This window comes from Xanthomonas albilineans (assembly GCF_009931595.1).
Classification (GTDB): domain Bacteria; phylum Pseudomonadota; class Gammaproteobacteria; order Xanthomonadales; family Xanthomonadaceae; genus Xanthomonas_A; species Xanthomonas_A albilineans.
Genome location: NZ_CP046570.1, coordinates 2601343 through 2624087 on the forward strand (window position 1 = coordinate 2601343; position 22745 = coordinate 2624087).

At 65.6% G+C, this 22745-nt stretch carries 13 protein-coding genes; 3 read left to right on the forward strand and 10 right to left on the reverse strand.

Annotated elements, in window-relative coordinates:
- Positions 1–20: 20 nt before the first annotated feature.
- The 6 genes from XaFJ1_RS10865 to pilG form a co-directional block, all read right to left on the reverse strand.
- Positions 21–1466 (reverse strand): chemotaxis protein CheB, encoded by a 1446-nt coding sequence (locus XaFJ1_RS10865; RefSeq protein ID WP_012916719.1) that lies wholly within the window; start codon positions 1464–1466, stop codon positions 21–23.
- Complete coding sequence (locus XaFJ1_RS10870) at positions 1453–7515, reverse strand: hybrid sensor histidine kinase/response regulator (protein ID WP_012916720.1); 6063 nt, start codon at positions 7513–7515, stop codon at positions 1453–1455. Before XaFJ1_RS10870 ends, XaFJ1_RS10865 begins: the two co-directional genes overlap by 14 nt.
- 111 nt (positions 7516–7626) lie before the next feature.
- Positions 7627–9663, reverse strand: a complete 2037-nt coding sequence (locus XaFJ1_RS10875; protein ID WP_012916721.1) for a methyl-accepting chemotaxis protein — start codon at positions 9661–9663, stop codon at positions 7627–7629.
- A 40-nt stretch (positions 9664–9703) separates the two neighbouring features.
- Complete coding sequence (locus XaFJ1_RS10880) at positions 9704–10234, reverse strand: chemotaxis protein CheW (protein WP_012916722.1); 531 nt, start codon at positions 10232–10234, stop codon at positions 9704–9706.
- A 1-nt stretch (position 10235) separates the two neighbouring features.
- Positions 10236–10598, reverse strand: a complete 363-nt coding sequence (locus XaFJ1_RS10885) for a response regulator (protein ID WP_012916723.1) — start codon at positions 10596–10598, stop codon at positions 10236–10238.
- A 16-nt stretch (positions 10599–10614) separates the two neighbouring features.
- Positions 10615–11016, reverse strand: a complete 402-nt coding sequence (pilG, locus tag XaFJ1_RS10890) for a twitching motility response regulator PilG (RefSeq protein ID WP_045728072.1) — start codon at positions 11014–11016, stop codon at positions 10615–10617.
- 242 nt (positions 11017–11258) lie between these two features.
- On the opposite strand from pilG, the gene gshB reads away from it, so the two are divergent.
- The 3 genes from gshB (at position 11259) to XaFJ1_RS10905 (ending at position 16400) form a co-directional block, all read left to right on the forward strand.
- Positions 11259–12209, forward strand: coding sequence for a glutathione synthase (gene gshB, locus XaFJ1_RS10895; protein ID WP_012916725.1), 951 nt, complete (start codon positions 11259–11261; stop codon positions 12207–12209).
- Positions 12206–13087: a cell envelope integrity protein TolA gene (tolA, locus tag XaFJ1_RS10900; protein WP_012916726.1), complete on the forward strand. Its 882-nt coding sequence runs from the start codon at positions 12206–12208 to the stop codon at positions 13085–13087. The genes gshB and tolA overlap by 4 nt, the downstream gene beginning before the upstream one ends.
- 322 nt (positions 13088–13409) lie before the next feature.
- Entirely contained in the window at positions 13410–16400 is a 2991-nt protein-coding gene (locus tag XaFJ1_RS10905) for a TonB-dependent receptor (RefSeq protein WP_012916727.1), read from the forward strand.
- A 48-nt stretch (positions 16401–16448) separates the two neighbouring features.
- Here the strand turns inward: XaFJ1_RS10905 and tsaB are convergent, their stop codons facing one another.
- From tsaB to mrcB, 4 genes are all read right to left on the reverse strand, one after another.
- Positions 16449–17153: a tRNA (adenosine(37)-N6)-threonylcarbamoyltransferase complex dimerization subunit type 1 TsaB gene (gene tsaB / locus XaFJ1_RS10910; protein WP_012916728.1), complete on the reverse strand. Its 705-nt coding sequence runs from the start codon at positions 17151–17153 to the stop codon at positions 16449–16451.
- A gap of 224 nt (positions 17154–17377) precedes the next feature.
- Complete coding sequence (gene yoaA, locus XaFJ1_RS10915; RefSeq protein ID WP_012916729.1) at positions 17378–19402, reverse strand: DNA repair helicase YoaA; 2025 nt, start codon at positions 19400–19402, stop codon at positions 17378–17380.
- A 286-nt stretch (positions 19403–19688) separates the two neighbouring features.
- A complete protein-coding gene (locus XaFJ1_RS10920; RefSeq protein WP_045756946.1) occupies positions 19689–20219 on the reverse strand; it encodes a hypothetical protein in 531 nt (176 codons plus the stop codon).
- A gap of 7 nt (positions 20220–20226) precedes the next feature.
- Positions 20227–22671: a penicillin-binding protein 1B gene (gene mrcB, locus XaFJ1_RS10925; RefSeq protein ID WP_012916731.1), complete on the reverse strand. Its 2445-nt coding sequence runs from the start codon at positions 22669–22671 to the stop codon at positions 20227–20229.
- Positions 22672–22745: the final 74 nt, after the last annotated feature.

A 22745-nucleotide genomic window follows, 5' to 3' on the forward strand; every position in this document is an offset into this window, starting at 1 on the left:
GAAAAACGCGCGGGCGCGGCTCAGCCGCCCCACCGCGCGCACAAGGCTTGGGCAAGTTGCACCGGCTCGCCACCGGGATGGCCGCGAAGGATCAACTGCGTGGCAGCGGTGGGGTCGTAGCAGCCCTCGCCCGACTGCCCGGCCACCCAGGCGCCTTGCTCGGCCAGCGCCAGCACGGCGTCCACGTGTTGCGGGTCGCTCCCGCTGAGCAGCAACACGGCGCTATGCGCGGCAGGCAGGCCATCGACAACGCAGGCGCCAGCGGCCTGGGCCACGAAACGCAGACCGGCAGCGTCGGCGCTGCGCACGCCGATGTCCTCGGGCAGGATGTAGACGTGACCGGCACAAACCGGTTCGTCGGCTTCGGCCAGCAAGACCGGCAGTGCGGACACGCGCGCGATCTGCTTGACCAGGTTGGCGTAGCGGCCACCATCCAGGCGCAGTTGCACGAGCAGCGGCAGCGGGAAATGCGATGGCAACGCGGCAAGCAGGCGCCGAATCGCGTCGGGACCGCCGATGCCCGCCATCACCAGGACAGCTCCCGGCGCGGCAGTTGCCACATTTGCAGCAGGAGTCTCAGTGCCAGTGCCAGTGCTAGTCGGAGCGGCAGCGCCAATGGAGGCAGTCGTGGCGCCGGCCTCCGTTTCCAACGCAACCAGCGACAGCCCTTCGGTCGAGATCGCGATCCGCTCCGCGGGTGGGCGCGGTGGCGGCGTGACCAGCGCAGTGTCGTGGTCGACCAAGGACCATGATGCACTGGCCGACGGCGGCGCGGCGGGCGAGGACGGCGCAGCGCGGACCAGCGGTGGCGTGGGCACAGGATCGGCGACGGGCTCGATGTTATCCGCGAACGACAGGTCTTCGAAGCCCGGTGCGGCATTGCCCGGCGGCTGCCAGGTATACAGGGCATCGCTCGGGATGCTCTCGGCAAAACTGACCGCTTCTTCGAGATGCAACTGGATCGACGCAGCGTCAGGCACCTGCCCAGGAGTGGCGGATTCTTCGAGATGCACGCGGATCGACGCGTTATCAGGCGCTTGCGTCGAAACAGCAGGCGCCGGCACTTGCGACTCGGGCGGCAGGTCGCCATCGATCTCCCCCCCCGGCGGCAGCACGTTCTGGTGGCCGTGCAGTTTGGCCGCCAGGTGCCGTACCCAACGCTGGGCTTCCCAGCCTTCACGACGCGCGGCCAATTCGGCCTCGTCGAAAATCACAGTGATGCCTGGCCGCTCCAACACGGTTTCCAGTCGCTCCAACGCCTGCTCGATCGCCGGTTCCAGCGCGATCAGCACCGCAGCAGGCGCGGCGTCCGCCAGCGTCTGTGCATCGACCGCCTCGGGAGCGTCCTCCAGCACGATCGCCGCGCCAGCAAGATGCAGCGCCTCGCGCAGGCGTTCGCGCGCCATCCCCGGACGCGCCAGCAACGCAACCGACGGAGCGCTCGCGTCGCCGTCAGTCGCGAACACGAGCGATCCCCAGTAAATCGTATACGTTACGCATCAAATCCAACTCTTGGTATGGCTTGCCGAGATAGCGCTGCACGCCGAGTTCGAAGGCACGCTGGCGGTGTTTTTCGCCGCTGCGCGAGGTGATCATCACGATGGGGATAGCAGCGTAGCGCGGATCGGCGCGCATCGCGGCGGCCAGTTCGTAGCCATCCATGCGCGGCATTTCGATGTCCAGCAGCATCAGATCGGGGACGCGCTCCTCCATGAGCTCCAACGCCTCGACACCATCGCGTGCGGAGACCACATCGAAGTTGTGCCGCTCCAACACGCGTCCGGTGACCTTGCGCATGGTCAGCGAGTCGTCCACCACCATCACCAGCGGCATGCGACGCTGGGCCGTCGGCGCTGTTTGCACCGACGGCCACAACGGCTGCGCCAAATAACGCCGCACGAGCGGGGCGATGTCCAGGATCACCACCACGCGGCCGTCGCCGGCGATGGTGGCGCCGTAGATGCCGGGTACCGAAGCGATCTGCAGGCCTACCGGCTTGACCACGATTTCGCGGTTGCCCAGCACTTGGTCGATCGCCACCGCCGCGCGCAGATCGCCCGCGCGCACCAACAGCAACGGCACCTGCGCCAGGCCTTCGGCGCGCGCAGGTGCCTGCCCGAGTAACGAACCGAGGTCGTACAGCGTGTATTCCTCGCCGCTATAACGGTAGCCACCATGGGCCGCTTCGAAGCGCTCACGACCGATACGGCCGATGCCGCTGACCGAGGCCACCGGCACAGCGAAGGTGGTGTCGCCGATCTGCACGAACACCGCCTGGGTCACCGCCAAGGTCTGCGGCAGGCGCAGAGTAAAGGTGACACCCTGGCCGCGAACCGAATGGATATCGACCGAGCCTCCGAGCTGACGCACCTCGTTGCACACCACATCCATACCCACGCCCCGGCCGGCCAACTGGCTGACCTGATCGTAGGTACTGAATCCAGGCGCAAAGATCAGCGCATCCAGTTGCGCGTCGGACAGCACCGCTTCGGCGGCGATCAAACCGCGTTGTTCGGCACGTCGGCGGATCGCCTCACGGTCGAGTCCGGCGCCATCGTCGGCCACTTCCAGCACGATTTCCGAGCCTTCGCGGCGCAGGCGGATGGCGATCTCGCCGTCCTCGGACTTGCCGGCGACAAGGCGTTGTTCGGGCATCTCCAGACCATGGGCGACCGAGTTGCGCAGCATATGCTCCAGCGGCGCGACCATGCGATCGAGCACGTTGCGGTCGAGTTCGCCGTGGGTGCCGTCCAGACTCAGATGGACGTGCTTGCCGGTTTCGCTGGCAGCCTGGCGCACCACGCGACGCAGGCGTGGCACCAGTCCGTCGAACGGCACCATGCGCGCGCGCATCAGGCCATCCTGTAATTCCGAGCTGACGCGCGCCTGCTGCTGCAACAGGCTATCGTACTGCCGCGCGAGGTCGTCGAGGACGCTTTGCAGGCCGCCGAGGTCGGCGGCCGATTCGTTGAGCGCACGGCTGAGCTGTTGCAGCGTGGAGAAGCGGTCCAGTTCCAGCGGGTCGAAATTCTGCTGGGTCTGATCCTGTTCCCGCTGGTAACGGGCGACGATCTGCGCCTCGGTTTCCAGATCCAGACGCCGCAACTGATCGCGCAGACGCGCGTTGGTGCGCTCCAGTTCGCCCATCGCACCACGGAACGCACCGAGCTGCTGCTCCAGCCGCGACCGATAGATCGCCACTTCGCCGGCCTGGTTGACCAGGCGATCCAGCAGATCGGCGCTCACACGGACCTGCTCCTGCATCGGTCGCGCGATGGTCGCCTCGTTTTCCAGCGCGCCCTCCAGCGGCAACGGTGCCGACAACGCTGCAGGTGCAACGCTGGCCGACCACGTTTGGCTGCCGGTGGAAGTGGCCGGCTCGGCGGCATGGTCGGCTTCGGCGACGGAATAGTCGGCTTCGGACGCCCGCATCACGCCGTACGCGCGGGTGCGCGCGGCGAACGCGTCGATCAGGTCCACGGGCTTAGCCACCGCACGGTGATTGCCGGTGAGCGTCAGCAACTGGTGCAGGCGGTCGAAGCCGCGCTCGAGCGACTGCACGTCGCGACGGTCGAGCTCAGTGCGGTTGGCCGCAACTGCCTCCAGCAGCGATTCGATGCCGTGACCGAGGTCACCGATGGCGTTGATGCCGGCCATGCGCGCACCGCCCTTGAGCGTGTGCAGGTCGCGCTGCAGGCCGCCCAGCAGATCGCGGTCCTGCGGCGCAGCCCGCAGCTCCGCGACCAGGCGGTCGCAGTGATCGAGCAGATCCTTGCCCTCTTCGACGAAAATATCGACCAATTCGCGATCCAGGTCGCTGAAATCCAGCGGACCGAGATCGGTAGCCGATAGCTCGGCCGGCGCAACATCGGACAATCCCGGCTGCGGCGTGTCTGCGTCTGCAGCGTTTTCCAGCGCCGTCTCCATCTCCGCAACGACGGCTAGCGATACGGTCACTTGATCTTCGCCAGCGGTCAACGGCATCGCCACGGTCGGTTCGTGGAGCTGGTCGTCCTGCACCAACACGGTCTGATCGCCGGCCTCGCGACCGGCCGGCATCGCCGCGATATCGGGGACGGTCGCTACCGGCAAGATGTCCTCGCCGCGCGCTCCCGCCATCACTGCGGCAACGGATGCATCGTCGCCCTGCGGCATCGACGATGCGACATGCGCGTCCTGCTCCGACTGGTTGGCATGTGCATGTGCGACGTCAACCGTGTGCTGCAACTGCGCGCTCGGCGCCGCGTCGGCTTCCGCGACACCACTGCAATCGTGCGCTACCGTATCGGCCACGCGCGCGGCGTCGGGCAGATGCGCGGTATCGTCCAGAAACGTCGACAGATCGTCGGCGGCAGTGAATTCCACCACCGGCAGCGACTGCGGATCCAGGCCATCTTCATGCTGCGCAGAAGGTGCGTCTTCGTCTTCGTCATCAGCAATGGTCGGCCACTGCACTTGCGGCAGTGTGTCCACGAGCGCTTGCAGGCGCTGCGCCAATTCGGTGAAACGCGGAATCAGCGGCGATGGTGCCTGTAGTTCCTCGATGGTGGCGGCGATGGCATCGCCGGCATCGGCAAGCGCGCGCACGCCTTCGGCATCGACCACGATACCGGCCGCCAACGCACGCTTGACGTAGCTTTCAGCCGGCCCGGTAACGGCGGTGATTTCCGGCACTTCGGTCATCGCGAACGCGCCGCTCATGGTGTGCACGGCCCGTAGCAGCGCTTCAGTCGCCGGCTGTGGCGCCGCCTGTAACCAGGCGTGGATCGTTTCCAGATGGGTCGCAACTTCGGCATCAAGGATTTCGAGCAGCACGCTGTCCACCGACGCCGGCGTGCCGACGCGCGGCGCATCGGCCGTGGCTGGCGACGCGACGACGTAGTAAGCCTCTTCGCCAGCGGCGATCCGCTCGATGACCGCCTGCAACGCATCGAGGTCGGCGTGGAGTACGCCATCCCCACGCAACGCCGCGTTGAACTGCGGTAGCAGCGCGTAGGCCTGCTCGACCATCGCCACGACCGCAGGACTGACCGGACGGGCGCCGTCGAGCACACGGTTGAGCATGCTTTCGATCTTCCAACTGAACTCAGCGAGCACGCAGGCACCGACCAGGCGGCCACTGCCCTTCAACGTGTGGAACACGCGCCGGATCGGCCGCAGGCTGTCCATGTAGCTTGGCGCGGCACGCCAGGCCGGCAGGAGCTGACCGAGATTGACCAGTTCTTCATCGAATTCTTCGAGGAAGACAGCGCGGATGTCGTCGTCGATGGCGTCATCGGCTTGGATGAAACCCGCATCGACAGTCGTCGCGGCAGCGGCGGACGCGTACTGGCCTGCGCTGCCCGCCTCGGCGGCCGTGCCGGCTGGTGGAGCCGTATCGGTACCGCGCGTCGCCAAAGTGTTGGCGGTGACAAGATCGAACTGCGCCAGAGCGATCTCCGCATCGACGAGAGCCGCAGCAGCGACCTTATCCGGCTCATCCGCGTCGAGGGCGACAGTGTGCGGCGACGCAGGCACCGCATCGTCGGCGTCGGCGTTGGCATGCGCGTTGTCGCCGGAAATACGCTGCGCCCCAGCCTCCGTATCGATTACCGGTGGCTGCGACGCCTCGTGCCAATCGAGCCCATACGCCTCGTCGGTCGCGACCATCGGTACGTCGGCGAAAGCCAGCGCATCGTCCAATTCGATCGTCAGCGTGTCCTCGGATGGATCGGTCGCCACCGACATGGCGACAGGCGTCTGGACGATGACAAGACTCGGATCGTCCTGTTCGCCCAGATCGGGATCGGGCGTATAGACGGGAGGCTCGGCATATTCGGCTGCCGCCGGATCGAAGCCAACGACAGGCGGCAGCGACAACCCATCCGCGCGTGCCGCCGAGGGAGTGGCCTGCGGGCGGAAGGCCGCGTGCTCCAACTCCAGCGTTTCGAGGTCAATGTGCAGCGGCTCGGACGTGCCGTTCCACGCCTCCTGCTCGGCGGCGACCGGATCGAAGCGCAGTGCCTCCGAGCTGCCATCGACGCTGTCTGCAGGCGTCATCATGAGCGTGACGCCCTCGACCACGCCGGATCCGCTGTCGACGTCGCTGTCGATGTCGGCCTGTCCATTGGCCGCATCCAACGTCCACTGTGGTACCGACGACGGTATCTCCGGCACCGTCGTATCCACGACCGGGGCCAGATTCCAGGCAGATATCGACGGCGGCGTGACAGCCTCCACAACCGTTTGCTCGGGCGAGGGCGTCGATTCACCTTGCGGCGTCGACACAACACTCGGCAACGGCCAGTAGCGCAGCGCCTCCAGACTGCTATGGGCGATGTCGAGAATCTCCTCGCGCCTAGGGCGACGCGCGCGCAGCGCCTCCAGGTAGTACTCCAGACTGGCCATGGCGTCGGCCAGGGTGTCGAGTTGGCGGCCACTGGGCACGCGGCGCTTACCGATCAGTTCGATGGCAACGTAGCGACGCACGCCCTCCAGGTAATCGGCCGGCCGCGGGAGTTGCAGCATGCGCAAGGCGCCGGCAACCTCAGCGAGCAGACGCGGCACCTCGACCAGGCGTTCGTGGTCCCAATTGGTTTCGATGAATGCGACGACATGCTCGCGGGCGTTGCCGAAATTGGCGATCGCCTCTTGTGCCAGCGCTTCCAGCGTGCGCCGCGCCTCGGCAGCGCTGGCATCGTCATGAACATCGACGCTGGCGCCCAGGTAGGCCACTTGATCGTCGAGCGAGGCGTCCACGTACAGCAGCGCGCCGGCGATATCCAACAATAGGGCTTCATCGGCCTGGCGCTCGCCATCAACGATGCTGCGCAGCGCATCGCGCTGCTGCACCACCACGCTGCGGGCCACCTCCAGCCCCATCACTCCAAGCGTATCGGCAACACTGGCCAGTTCGGCAACCTGGGCCTGCAAGGCGGCGATATCGGCGCCGGTGCGCAGGTGCAGATCGAGCGCATCCTTGACCCGCAACAGTTCTTCCTTGACCGCGGTACCGACGGTGTCGAGCAATTCGCGGTTGCGACCGCTGATACTGCCACGGGCATGATCCAGTTCGGCCTGGGAGGCAGTAGAGGCATCCGGGGACAACGCCAGTAACGCGCTTTCACCCAAGCCGCTTTCGCCGCGCAAGGTGCGGATCTCGTTGAGCAATGGCAACAGCACGATCGGAATGTCGCGGTGCCCGTCCCGCAGACGCTCCAGATAATCCGGCAGCAGCACAGTACCGCGCATCAACGTGGCACAGGCCTCGTCGCGGTCGAGCGTGTGGCCGTTCTGCACCGCGACCGCCAGCAACTCCAACTCTTCGGCCACCATCGCCGAGGCGTATAGCTCGACCATGCGCAAGGTAGCCTGCACTTGGTGCAGGTAGCGGGCGCAGAAGCCCATGCGCCCGGTATCGTTTGGCTCCTCGACGAATGCTTCGATTTCGCCACGCACCTGGCGCAGGATTTCGTCCAGTTCCGGCTTGACCCAGCCCAGCGCGGCATGAGTCATGGTATCGCGCAGCGCACTCATTGCCGTGTCTCCGCAGCGCGGCATGCACGAAGCCGTATCAAGACGGAGACCATGTGCGGGAGTTGTTCACGGTACGTCATGTGCGCTTCCTTCCACCCGATTCCAATCCGCTCACGCCGGCAATTTGAAGTCGGCGACGGAGCGCCGTAGATCAGCGGCCAACTGCGCCAGCCGGCCAATCGATTCGACGGTCTGCCCGGCGCCTTGCGAGGTCTGCCCGGTGATGCGACGAATCACGTCCATCGTCTGGGTAATGTCGATCGCCGCCGCCGATTGCTGATGGGCGGCGATGGAGATGTTCTTGATGAGAATGTTGAGCGCGTTGGACACGCGCTCGATTTCGGTCAACGCGGTGCCCGCGTCCTCGGCCAGGCGCGCACCAGACACCACTTCGGAGGTGGTCTGCTCCATCGAATTGACCGCTTCGTTGGTGTCGGCCTGAATGGTCTGCACAAGACCTTCGATCCGGCGGGTCGCACCGGAAGTACGTTCTGCAAGCCGCTGCACTTCGTCGGCGACCAGAGCGAAACCGCGCCCGGCCTCGCCGGCAGAGGCGGCCTGCACAGCGGCATTGAGCGCCAGGATATTGGTCTGCTCTGAAATGTCGTTGATCAGTTCGACGATGGAGCCGATTTCCTGAGTCGATTCGCCCAGGCGCTTGATCCGTTTTGAGGTTTCCTGGATCTGATCGCGGATCTGGTCCATGCCTTGGATGGTCTGGCGGACCACACCAGCGCCCTCGGCGGCAATCACCACCGAGCGCTGCGCGACTTCGGCCGATTCGCTGGAGTTGCGCGAGACTTGTTCGATGCTGGAGGCGATGTCGTTGATGCGCACGGATGCCGAACCGATCTGCTCGGCCTGGCGACCTGCGGCCTCGGCCAGTTGGCGCGCGGTGGCCTGGGTTTCCTCGGCGGACACGGCAACGTTGGCCGAAGTGTCGTTGATCGTAGTGACCAGATGCCGCAGCTCGTCGACGGCATAGTTGATCGCGTCGGCGATGGCGCCAGTCATGTCTTCGGTCACCGACGCTTTGACCGTCAGGTCGCCTTCGCCGAGCGAGCTGATCTCGTCGAGCAAGCGCATGATCGCCTGCTGGTTGCGGCTGTTGTATTCGACCTGGGTCTGATAGCGGATTTCCTGCTCGCGGCTACGACCACGCACGCTGGTCCAGACGAAGCCGACGATCGACAGCAGCACCGACAGGCCGGAGATCAAGCCCAGCCAGAAATTCGGAAACAGACGCGTGTCGCGGATGGAGCCGAACGCGGAAAAGGCGTCGAACAGCTGCTTGCTGTCGTCCAGCATTTTATCCGAGCCGTCGGTCAGTGCCTCGGCTGCGGCCTGCGCAGCGAACAGGCTGCGCGAACTCGCCAGTAACGCGTCCAGATCCTTTTTCATTCCCATCCACTGTGTCTGCGACTGCTCCAACGCGGACAAGGCTGCGGCGTTGCGCACCGGGACAATGCCCAATTCCTGGTTCCCGTTGCGCAAACCATCGAGCATCTGCCCGAAGACCACCGCGTCGCGCGCCAGCGCGTCACCCGCGTTGACCGCACGGGGACCGCCGGCACGCATTTCGGTGACGCGGCGTGCCATGGTGCCGGCCACAACCACCTGCTGCAGTGTGTTGTAGATCTGCGCGGCGGGGGCGCCGCCGACGGTCATCGCGCGCACCACTTCGTTCAATTGCGCCTGTAGCTGCGGCACGCTGGCGACGAAGCGTTCGGCATTGCCGGCCAAGGCCAGCACGGCCGGTTCGCTGTCCACCACCTGCTGCGCATTCTTGGCCAATGGCGCCCAGATGCGGTCAAGCGTCTGCAACGGTCCCGCCACACCAGCTTCCTGGGCATAACGCGCATTGAGCTCGGCGACGGTGTTCTCGACCCGCAGCTTGGTCTGCTTGAATTGCTTGTAGGTATCGGCGTTGCCGTACACCGCGTCGCGGCTCTGGTTGGCGAGCTGCTGCGACAACACCTGCAAATCGGCCGCACCGGTGCTGGCGCCGGCCAGACGATTGCTCTGCCAGGTCGCGACACCGGTATTGGCGCCGAACACGATCAGCGACAACGTCAGCAATCCCAGCCAGGAACTCGTGCCTACGCTGCCGAACTTGCTGGCCTTGCGGGCGTCCGAAGCACTACTCATGATGCGACCTCAATCTTCGATGCGGAAGCAGGCCACGCGCTCAGGCGGCGGCTTGACGGAATTCGGGGGTGCGCGACAACAGCGACAGCGAGAACACGCCCCAGTCCTGAGCGTCGCTACGGAAAGCGCGGTCGATGAAATGCACATAACGCCCCTGTGCCAGATCGCCCGGCTCTATCGCCTGCGCAGCCGTGAAACTGCGCTGACCGAATAGTTCGTCGATGGTCAGGGCGACGTCGCCACCACTCTGACGCACGATCAGGACGCGCTGACCTTCTTGCAGCGCGGTACGCTCGCCTTGCAAGAACTGTTTCAGATCGATCACCGGAAACAGATTGCCGCGCAGGTTACCAACACCCAGTAGCCACGGCTGCGCGCCAGGCACCGGGGTGACCGGCGGCATCCGCACGATCTCCACCACTTCGCGGAAATCCGATACCAAATGGCGCTTGCCGACGCGAAAGCCAACGCCACGCCAAACGTTCTCGTCGAAGGCCAGCTCGGGCATTTGCACCGCGTGGGCCAAGCTGCGTCGCTCGTACGCTTCGAGGATATCGAATGCGGAGCGCACGTCAGCCGACCAATTGGTTGACGCGCGCGATGAGTTCATCTTCCCGCGGCGGCTTGACAATATAGTCGGTAGCGCCCTGGCGCATACCCCAGACCCTGTCGGCCTCCATGTTCTTGGTGCTGATGATCAGCACCGGGATATGCCGGGTCGCTTCGTCGCGCGACAGTGCACGGGTCGCCTGAAAGCCGCTCATGCCCGGCAGCACCACATCCATCAGTATCAGATTCGGCAACTGTTCGCGGGCGAGTTTGAGCCCGTCCTCGGCGTTGTCGACGGCCAACACCTCGTAACCGGCCTTCTGCAGCCACTGCGTGAACACCGCTCGGTCGGTCGGTGAGTCCTCGATCAACAAGATTCGGGCCATGCTTCCTTTCCCTTGGTTAGGCGTTGACGTAAGTACGTATCGCGCCCAGCAGTTCTTCACGTGTAAAGGGTTTGGTGAGGTACTGCTCGGATCCGACAATGCGACCGCGCGCCTTGTCGAACAGACCGTCCTTGGAAGACAACATGATGACCGGGGTCGCCTTGAACAACGTGTTGCCTTTGATAAGCGCACACGTCTGATACCCATCCAGGCGTGGCATCATAATGTCCACGAAGATGATCTGCGGCTGCTGATCGGCAATCTTGGCCAGCGCCTCGAAGCCGTCCGTCGCGGTGACGACTTCGCAGCCTTCGCGCTTCAACAATGTCTCGGCGGTACGACGAATCGTTTTCGAATCGTCGATTACCATGACCCGAAGCCCTGCGAGCGCCCGCCCCGCAGTCGTGTTTTCACTCATTTACTTGCCCCTGAACCGCGATGCTGCATCGGATCCGGCATCGCTGCAAAACGCCATGCTTCACAGGACCGGCTATGACTGTAAAGGTTGCCATCACAGGTCTGCATTGAATCAATTCCCAGCGCTAACCACGTCACATTTTGACGGATACAGTATAACAGCGCACTGACCCGCGCAGCGGTCGTTGCGCGGCATCGCCACCGACCCGCTACCATTCTCTGTTATGTCTCCCGAGTGCCGCCATGCCGTTCGATGTCATCGTGGTGATGGATCCCATCGCCAGCATCAAAATTGCCAAAGACACGACTTTCGCGATGCTGCTGGAAGCACAGCGCCGCGGCCATCGTCTGCACTACGTGCGTCCCGGCGGACTCAGTCTGCGCGACGGCCGCGCCCTGGCCCAGGCCGCGCCGCTGCGGGTGCGCGACGACAAGACCGGCTGGTTCGAGCTGGACGCGTTCGCCGACCTGGCGTTCGGCCCCGGACAGGTCGTCTTGATGCGCAAGGATCCGCCGTTCGATGCGCAGTTCCTCTACGACACCCACGTGCTGAGCGTGGCGCAGCGCGCCGGGGCGCAAGTGGTCAACGATCCGCAAGGATTGCGTGATTTCAACGAGAAGCTGGCCGCGCTGCTGTTTCCGCAATGCTGCCCGCCGACCCTGGTCAGCCGCGACGCGGCGGCGCTGAAAGCCTTCGTGCTCGAACACGGCCAGGCGGTGCTGAAACCGCTGGACGGGATGGGCGGACGTTCGATCTTCCGCAGCGGCAACGGCGACCCCAACCTCAACGTGATCCTGGAGACGCTGACCGACGGCGGGCGCACGTTGGCGCTGGCGCAGCGCTTCATCCCGGCCATCAGCGCTGGCGACAAGCGTATCCTGCTGGTGGACGGGGTGGCGGTGGATTACTGTCTGGCGCGGATCCCGCAAGGCGACGAGTTCCGCGGCAACCTCGCCGCCGGCGGTCGCGGCGAAGGCCGCTCGCTCAGCGAACGCGACCGTTGGATCGCCGCACAGGTCGGCCCGGAAATGAAGCGGCGCGGCATGCGCTTCGTCGGCCTGGATGTGATCGGCGATTACCTCACCGAAGTCAACGTCACCAGCCCCACCTGCGTGCGTGAGCTGGACGCGCAATACGGTCTCAACATCGCCGGACTGCTGTTCGACGCCATCGAAGCCTACCCGGCGCGATGACGGCGGGGATCGCGATGCCTGCGCCGCGCATCGGCGAGCGCGAACGGCTCGGCGTCACCCTGGTGCTGTCGTTGATCGTGCATGGTCTGCTGATCCTCGGCATCGGCTTTGCGATCGACGACGACGCCCCGCTGGTGCCCACGCTGGACGTGATCTTCAGCCAGACCAGTACCCCGCTGACCCCGAAGCAGGCGGACTTCCTCGCCCAGGCCAATCAACAGGGCGGCGGCGACCACGCCACGCCACAGCGTCCACGCGAGAGCCAGCCAGGCGTGGTACCGCAGCAGGAGGACGGGGTGGCCCCGCAGGCGCTGCGCGCGCAAACCGCAGCTGCGGCCCCAGAGCCGACACCGCGAGTCGTCAGCAGCGTCCGTAGCGAGGAGCCGCTCCCGCTGGCGCAGACCCAACCGCTGACCGACGATCCGCTGCGCCCGGTGGACGCGCAGCGCGAACAGCGCGACGCGGAGATGGCACGACTGGCCGCCGAGGTTCATCTGCGCTCGGAACAGTACGCCAAGCGCCCCAACCGCAAATTCGTGTCAGCCAGCACCCGCGAGTACGCCTACGCCAATTACCTGCGCGCCTGGGTCGATCGTGCCGAACACGTCGGCAACCTCAACTATCCCGACGACGTCCGCCGCCGCCAATTGGGCGGCCAGGTGGTGATCAGCGTCGGCGTGCGCCGCGACGGTAGCGTCGAAAGCAGCCGCATCCTGCGCTCCAGTGGCGTGCCGATGCTCGATGCCGCCGCACTGCGGATCGTCCGACTGGCGCAGCCATACCCACCGCTGCCGCACACCCACGACAACATCGACATCCTGCAGGTGACCCGCACCTGGGTGTTTCTGCCCGGTGGCAGCCTGCGCGACGACCGCTGAGCGGCACACGCATGCGGGATACAGCGAAGTCGCGCAGGACTCAGCACAGAGGAACAGCCGATGTTTTGCGCCACCCTCATTGACTGCCCTTATCGAAGGGCATTGCGCGCTTGCGCCGCCCATCCGCGGCGCGGCACGCCCGTTCATGACGCACCCTAGATAACCATTCGTACCGTTCATATCACCACGCGGCATTTCTGAACAGGCGTCGTCTTAAGGTTAATAATGCGAGAACGTTACCGCGTGCAACGCCTCCCGACAGACGAGTGGAGCGGCACTTGGCGGACACGTCACCGTCCCCGCCCTCCGAGCCTTTGCCTTCATGAAAACGCCCCACCTCCTGCGTCGGCCCGCCCTGCTCGCCCTGGCGCTGAGCGCCGCCCTGACCGCACCGCTGGTCCAGGCCCAGTCCACCACCGGTGCGCTCGCCGGCCAGGCCCCAGCCAACGCACAGCGCATCCTCGTCCGCAACGACAGCGGCCTCAGTCGCGAAGTGGACGTCGATGCGCACGGCCACTACAGCATCGGCCAACTTCCCTTGGGCACTTACACTCTCCTCGCCAAGGCGGCCGACGGCAGCGTGCTCGACCGCCGCGAGGGCGTGAGCCTGACCGTCGGCACGGTCACCGATGTGTCCTTCGCCGCCGTCACCCGCCTGGCCGGCGTCAACGTCAGCGTCGACCGCGCCGCCGCCACGATCGAGACCGGCAGCGTCGACTCGCGCACCGTGATCAACGCCGAACAATTGCAGCGCTTGCCGCTGGGGCACTCCGCCGAGGCGATCGCGCAACTGGCGCCCGGCGTGGCCGGCAACAGCGGCAACGGAAGCTACATCGGCCCCAACGGCGCGCAACTACTCAGCTTCGGCGGCTCCTCCGCAGCGGAGAACGCGTACTACATCAACGGCTTCAACACCACCGATCCGCTGCGGGGGCTGGGCGGACTGACCCTGCCCTACAGCAGCATCGAACAACTTGAGGTGTACACCGGTGGCTACAGCGCCAAATACGGCCGCTCCGATGGCGGCGTGATCAACGCGGTCGGCAAACGCGGCAGCAACACCTGGCATTTCGGCGGCCAGACGACTTGGGAACCCAACGGCCTGCGCAGCGCGCAGCGCGACGCCACCTTCCCCGACAATGGCGCCTTGTACCGACCGGATAGCCAGAACAGAACCACACTCTTCACCCAAAGCGTGTACGCGGGCGGCCCGCTGATCCAGGACAACCTGTTTTTCTTCGGATCCTACGAATTACAGCACCAGAACGGCGGCCAATTCTATGGCGCACGCGACCCCAACCCGTCCTACTACGACTATCAGTACCGCAAGCCCAGTTGGTACGCCAAGCTCGACTGGAACATCAGCGACCATCAGTTGCTGGAAATCACCGGCGCCTCCAGCCGTTACATCACCCGCGGCACGTACTACAGTTACAGCGGGGATGACATCGGCGCGCTGCGCGGCAGCGCCGACACCACCAAGACCGGCGGCGATCTATGGACCGCCAAGTACACCAACTACCTCACCGACCGCCTGACCTTCAGCGCCCAGTACGGCAAGCAGCACACCGACGATTACACCGGCAATCCGAGCTATGACGGCAGCCTGACCTATATCTCCGGGGCTTCGTTCCAGAATCCCGCGTACACAGGCGGCACGCCGATCACCAACGCGCAGACCACCGCGCTACTGATCGATCCGCGCCGGGGCAACCGCACCGATAACCTGCGCCTGGAACTGAACTACGTCATCGGCGCGCACACACTCACCGCCGGTATCGACAACCAGAACGCAAGCGCCCTCAACCGCGGCTCGGTGGCCTCGGGCAACGGCTACTACTGGATCTATGGCCAATCCAATCCGCAGGTGCCGATCAATACCGGACTGGGCGTCCCCGCCACCGGCGGCTACCCCAACGGCCAGGACGGCTACTACGTGCGCCGCTACGTCTACAGCGCCTTGGCGTCGGTACGCGCGGCACAGCGCGCGCAGTACATCGAGGACAACTGGCAAGCCAACGAGCGCCTGCTGCTCAGTCTCGGCCTGCGTCTGGACCAGTTCACCAACGACAACCGCGACGGCGCCCCCTACATCAAACAGACCAGCGGACAGTGGGCGCCGCGCCTGGGGTTCAGCTGGGACGTCGATGGCGATGCGCGTTTCAAGGTGTACGGGAACGCCGGCCGCTACTATCTGGCGCTCCCGCTCAACCCAGCGTTCAACGCCGCCGGCGCGACCCTGGCAACCTCGACGTACTACACCTACAGCGGCATCGACGCGCATGGCGAACCGACCGGCCTGACCCAGATCTCCGGCGCGGTTTCGAGCAACAACTACTACGGCATCCTGCCCGATCCGAAGACAGTCGCCACCCAGGGCATCGCGCCGTCTTACCAGGACGAGTTCATTCTCGGCTTCAACAAGGCCTGGGGCGAGGCCTGGGTCTACGGCGCCAAGGCCACCTACCGCGTCCTGCGCAGCGGCGTGGACGACTATTGCGATAGCGCCACCGTATTCGCCGCCGCCGCCGCGCAAGGGCATACGGTGACATTGGACAGCAACCCGGTCAGTTGCTGGCTGATCAATCCAGGCAAAAGCGACACCTTTACCCTGGTCGACACATCGGGCAATCACGTCAGTGTCCCGCTAAGCAAGGCGCAATTCGGCTTTCCTGAGTTCAAACGCAACTACTACGCGCTCAACCTGTCGCTGGAACATCCCTTCGACCAGCGCTGGTATGGCCGCATCGATTACACATGGTCGCGTAATTACGGCACCAGCGAGGGCCAGTTGCTCTCCAACATCGGCCAGACCGCGGCCTCGACGACCGAAGCCTGGGATTTCGCGCCCTTGATGGAGCACAGCAACGGTCCGCAAAGCAACGACCACACCCACCAGTTCAAGTTCTACAGCTACTACCAGCTCACCCCAGAGTGGCTGCTCTCGACCAACCTCAAGCTGCTGTCGGGTGTGCCGTTCATTCCGCTCGGTTCTTACGGCCCACAGCAGAGCGACCCGTCCGGTTATGGCATCACCTACCACTATTACCAGGGCAAGCCAGCGCCCCCCGGCAGCCAGGGACGCCTGCCGTGGTTGAGCCAACTGGATCTGGGCGTGGCATGGCGACCAGCGGCCGCCGACCACAAACTCTCCTTCGCCCTGGACGTGTTCAACGTCTTCAACGGCCAAGCGCCACTGTGGAAATACCCGTATTCGGAAACCGACCCCGGCCAGCGCGATCCCTTGTACGGCGCGGCGCTGGTGCGCCAGAATCCGCGGACGATACGCCTGAGCGTCAGTTACGACTACTGAGCGCGGCCATAGCAGAGCGCGGCAGAAGCGGCCGCCGCGTGGTGAGGTTCATCGCGCGGCACGCTGGGCTTGTTGCTCGGTCAAGGTCAGCGCGACGTTGTCGCGCAAGTACGCCGGTTCGACCTGCTCCGGCGCGATCGCCTCGCCGCGCGCATGCGCCACCACGGCCAGGGCCACCACGTCCGCGGCATGCGGCAGCGCCTGCGCGTCGGCGCTGCGCCAGTGCGCACCGAAGCGCCGCTGCAAAGTCGCCTCGACCGCCCCCAGCCCCGTGCCGACAGCGCTCCAGGCCGCATCCGGCTCCGGCAACACGAATGCGTCCGGATGCAGCACCTGCTCGCAGGTCGACGCTTGCAGCGTGCCATCGGCCTGCCGCGCATACGTGGCCGTGTAGACCTCGCCCATCCGTGCATCGATCGTCGCCAGCACCCGTGGCGCCGTCGCAGGCGCGCGCAGCGCCAACGCCTGCAACGTGGACACCGGCAACACCGGCAACTCCAGCGCCAAAGCGATGCCCTGGGCCAACGCGATCGCCAGACGCACGCCGGTGAACGCGCCAGGACCGCGTCCGAACGCAATCGCATCGAGTTGGCGGCGACCAATACCCGCCTCGGCCAGCAACTGTTCGGCCCACGGCAGCGTCAGCTCGGCATGGCGCCGTGGCGCCAGCTCGAAGCGTTCCAGCACGTGGCCACCGACGTGAACCGCGACAGAGCAGGCTTCGGTGGAGGTTTCGAAAGCGAGGATGTTCATGGGATGCCGGAACTCGGGCCCCGTGGCCGGGGAAAAGCGCTAAGGGGGCGGATTGTATCGAGACGACGAAGCCGCGACACGGAACACACAACTGCGCACCGCTCTCGACAGCCCGCACACGCTCAAACGAGTCAACCGAAAACCGCACGCCATTTCGCAGAAAACCGCCCTGCCATGGCCATGGGCATCACCGCAACGACAACAACAGCTTAGCTGTCGCATGCTCACGGAACATCCTGCGCGTCATACGCGGCCGCGGGGTCTGCTTGCGCTGTTGCGCGTGCAGACTCCGATGGCATCGCCGATTGCGCAAAGAACATCCTCACCTCATCCACATCACGGGTTCTGGCGAACGGCGGTAGCGACTCCAGGAAGGTACGGCCATAGGACTTGGACAACAACCGCGGATCGCACAACACCAGCACGCCGCGATCGGTCTCGCTGCGAATCAGGCGACCGACGCCTTGCTTGAGCGCGATCACCGCCTGCGGCAATTGCTCGTCGCGGAACGGGTTACCACCCTCGCGACGGATCGCATCCAGGCGCGCTTCGAACACCGGATCATCCGGCGCGGCGAACGGCAACTTGTCGATCACCACCACGCTCAAGGCTTCGCCCACCACATCCACACCCTCGCGAAAACTGGCCGAGCCGAGCAGCACGCCATTGCCCGAGGCGCGAAAACGTTGCAACAAAGTCGCACGCGGCGCTTCGCCCTGCACGAACAGCGGCCAAGGACCATCGCGCAACGCCTCGGCCGCCTCGCGCAGTGCACGGTGCGAAGCGAACAGCAAAAATGCGCGGCCCTGCGACGCTTCCAGCACCGGTAGCAGCGCGGCGATCAACGCAGTCCCGAAGCCGCGCGCATTGGGGTCCGGCAAGGCCGGCAGATAGCACAACGCCTGCCGCGCCCAGTCGAACGGACTGGGTTGCAGCAAGGTCATCGGATCGCGCAAGCCCAGGCGGGTCGCGATGTGCGCGAAGTCGCCCTTCACCGCCAACGTCGCCGAAGTGAACACCCACGCCGCATGCGAGGCCTCGCGATGCGCGCGCAGCGGCGCGGAGACATCCAGCGGCGTGCGTTGGCAGCGGAACCCGCGCGTGGTCAGTTCGTACCACAGCACATCGTTGGACGGTGGCTCCGGCGGCGCATCGAAATCGGGAATCGGCGCTTCGTCGCCGAGCCAGCGGCCCAACCGCGTGCGCATCTCCTGCGCGCGCGCCGCGCACGCATCGAAGCCGGGCGATGCCTCGCGCAAGACCGCCAACGCTTCCTGCAATCGCACCAAATCCGCCAGCAGCGCATCGAACCCATCGCGCACCTGCGGCTTGACCAGCAAGCGCCATTGGGTACCGCGTGCGGGCAATCCCTCCATCGCCGCACGCAGCGCGCGTAGTGTCTGTTCCAGCGCCTGCAACGGCGCCTGCACGCTGGCCAATGCGCCAGCGACGTGACGGCTCTCGTCCAGGCAATCGCGCAGCAACTCCTGCAACGGGCGCATGCCGAAACCCTCGCCAAAAAAGTTGGCCGCCAGCTCAGGCAACTGATGCGCCTCGTCGATGACGAACGCCTGCGCGCCGGGCAGGATCTCGCCGAAACCTTCCTGTTTCAGCGCCAGGTCGGCCAGCAACAAATGGTGGTTGACCACGACCAAGTCGGCAGCCTGCGCACGCTGCCGTGCCTGCACCACGAAGCACTCGCCCCAGAACGGGCACTCGGTGCCGAGACAGTTGTCCACGGTCGAGGTGACCATCGGCAGCAGTGGCGAATCGTCGGGCAACGCCTCCAGTTCGGCGATGTCGCCGAAGCGGGTGCGCCCGCTCCAGGCGACGATGCGCTGGAACTGCGCGACCTGCTCGCGCGCGGTGAAGCGCGGCTCGCCCTTGGCTTGCTGCAAACGGTACTTGCACAGGTAATTGGCGCGTCCCTTCAGCAGCGCGCTGTTCAAGCCGACACCCAGTGCCGCCCGCACCCGTGGCAGATCGCGATGATAGAGCTGGTCCTGCAGCGCGCGGGTGCCGGTGGAGACGATGGTCTTCAGTCCCGACAGCAGCGTGGGAACCAAGTACGCATAGGTCTTGCCGGTGCCGGTGCCGGCCTCGGCGAGCAGCACGTCGCGCTGCGCGAATGCGTCGGCGATCGCCGCGGTCAGCCGCAGCTGCGCTGCACGTGGCACGAAGGCATCGAGCTGGCGGGCAAGCGCGCCGCCTTCGCTGAGCGCTTCGGTGCTGGCATGGGCGAGCGACATGGATCACCGGCAGGAACGGGAGGAAACTCGGAACGGCAACAGGCGATCGGCAGGCCTATCGCGGTCACGCGAGAGAACGAAACACGTCGCGGCGCATGCGCAGAAAAACCCTGCGGCCTCGATGACACCTCGGTCGCAGACAAGGCTGCCGCGTTGCGGAACGGCCTATCCGCGATCAAGCGGCTCTGGGAAAGCACGATGATCGCGGCACACCTCGCTCTTGGAACACACACCATAGATCAGACTGTTCAGCCGGCGCGGGACATCCCGCGCCGGCGTCCCGGGCTCAATAGCGCTTGATCCCCGGCACCGTGCATCCAGCGATCTGCGTATGCGCCGAGGCCGCACTCTCCTTCTGCCCAAGCGCCAAGCGCGCTTGCTCGACGGTCGCCCAGTGCCGACGACACAGCGGGCCGGTTTGCGAGCCCAGGTCGATGGCGCGCTTGGCGAACGCCTCCGCCTGCGCGTTGTCCTTTTGCAACAACGCCACTTCGGCACGATCCTGCAACAACGCCGGATCGTCGGACACCAACTTCAACGCCTGGTCCAGCGCCGCCGCCGCACCGGCCAGATCGCCAGCCGCGCGCTTGCGCTTGGCGCTGTCGCGTAGATCCTGCACGGCGGGATCGCGCAGCGGCTGCACGTTCACTTCGGTGTCGTCGACACCACCGCTGGCGTCGATCACGGCAATGCGCTGCGCCGGGGTGGTGGTATCAACCGGCGGCGGGGGCGGCGGCGGCGGCGGCGCACTGACGCAGGAGGCGAGCAGCAGGCTGAGGACGGCGATGGCGGGGATCTGTCGGGTCATGAGCGGCATCCAGGAATCAATGCGTGGGCGGCGTGGGAGCCGCTTGGGTGGGCGGGTCTTTCTTTTTGTCCAGGCCGAACCAGCTACGCCAGCCGCCACCGGGATGTTCGCCCTCGGCAGACGCGGGCGCGTCGGATTCGGGTAGCGCCTGCGCTGGCGTGCACGGCGCGTAAGCGGGCGCGAAACCGACCACGAACGGGAACCGACGCGCGCCGGGACAACCGGGATCGGTGCTGTTGTACCCTACCGGATCCATCCATTGCCAATCCATCCCCTTGCCCTGCACTTGCAACGGCGCGCTCGGCAGCCGGGTGAAAATCTCCGACCACACCCGCATCGCGCCAGTGGCGCCGTAAAGGCCGGTCTGCTTGTTCTGATCGTTGCCGACCCAGATCACCGCCAGGTGATCGCCGGTATAACCCGAATACCAACTGTCCACGCCATCGTTACTGGTACCGGTCTTGCCGGCCGGGGACAGCTTGCCCAGGCCATCGCTCAACAATTGCCGCGCGGTGCCCGTGCTCACCACCTGCTGCAACGCCACACCGACCAGGTTGGCGGCGATGGAATCGCCCTCCTGCGCTGGCGCCGGGGTCTTGTCGTAGCGCTTGAGCAACTTGCCCTGCGGATCGAGTACACCGCGCACCGCATGCAAGGGCTGGATTTGGCCGCCAGAGGCCAGGAACTGGTACAGCTGCGCCATCGCATACGGGCTCTGCTCGGTCGCGCCAAGGATCAGCGAGGGATTGGGTTCAGCCTCGATGCCGGCGAGCACATGCACCAGTTGCGCCACCCGTTCCGGCCCGACCTGCATGCCAACCCGCACGGTGGCCTGGTTGTACGAATGCGCCAGCGCATCGATCAGGCGCACCGTTCCGTGACTGTGGCCGTCGGAGTTGCCCGGCGTCCAGCGCTTGCCACGACCCAGTTCGACCGTGACCGGCGCATCGTCGACCCAACTGGCCAAGGAATAGCGGTTCGGCTGAGCCAGCGCCAACAGGTACACGAACGGCTTAATCAACGAACCGACTTGACGCTGCGCCTCGATCGCGCGGTCGAAGCCCGGCTGTGCCACATCGCGGCTACCCACGACCGCCAGCACCTCGCCGTTGTGGGTGTCGGTCAGCACCAGCCCGGCCTGCAACGGCGGCCGCTTCTTGTTGGTCGCCAATGCGGTCAGGGTGCGCATGACCGCGCCCTCGGCATCGGCTTGCGCCGACGGCGCCATGCCGGTCAACACGCTGAGCCCGGCGCCTTGCAGCGCGCCCTCAGGGTAATCGCGCGCCAACTGGCGGCGCACCAGATCGACATAGGCCCAGAAGCGGTTGGCCGCGACCAGCCCGGGATTGGCCGGCACCCCCAACGGCGCGAGCAACGCACGGCGATAGGTGGGTTCGTCGATCAGCTCGCTTTCGCGCAGCTTGCCGAGAACGAAATTGCGCCGATCCAGCGCACGCTCGGGATAACGCCGCGGATCATAGTAGGACGGCCCCTTGACCAAACCGATCAGCAAGGCCATCTGCTCCGGGGTCAACGCATCGAGTTCGCGACCGAACCAGAACTCCGCGCCCGAGGCCACGCCATGCACCGCTTGGTTACCGCGCTGGCCCAGGTACACCTGGTTCAGATAGGCCTCCAAGATGGTGCGTTTGTCGTAGCGTGCTTCGATGATCAGCGCGTACAGGATCTCGTTGAACTTGCGGGCGAGCGTCTGTTCCTTGCCGATGCCGAGCAGGCCGCTGCGTGCGAGCTGCTGGGTCAAGGTACTGGCGCCCTGCCGACTCTTGCCGCCGGAACGCACCATGACCCAGGCCGCTCGCACCATGCTGCTGAGGTCGATGCCGTGGTGGGAGTTGAAATCGCGGTCTTCCACCGCCTGCAAACCGGTGACCAGTAACTCGGGCACTTCCTCCACCCGCACCAAACGCCGTTCCTCCTGTTTCTGCCCGTACAGGGTGGCGATGCGCGCCGGATCCAGGCGCGCCGCGTTGAGCGAGGCGTGCGTCTGCGGATCGCGCAGCAGCGTTACCCGGCCGCCGGCCAGCGCGACCTCCACCCGCCGTGGCGGCACCCGGCCATCGACATCGATATAGCCGCGACTGGCGATCACGAAGCGACTGCCTTCCTGCTGATAGGTACCCGGACGCATGGCCCCAGCATCGGGACGATAGCTGGCCGCATCCAACTCGGTCTTCAGGGTCGGCGCATCCATCGCCGCATCGGGCGCCAGCACCAGCGGGCGCGCATAGACACGGGTAGGAATCTGCCAGCGCAGTTCGCCGAAGCGCTGCGTGACCTGATTGTTCAGATAGGCCGTATAGGGGATCAGGAAACCCAGCGCCAATGCGACAGCGGCCAGCCCCCATATGAGCAGACGCCGACGCCACAGCGCCGCAGGGCTATCGTGATCGTCGTGCTGATCGTCGGTGTCGGTATCTTGGTCGTCGTAGCGTCGTGGCACGGGAATGCGAGAATGTAAATTCCGCCGAGTCTAGCGCAGCCCAGCAGGTCGCGCGGCACGATGGCCTCTTCGTT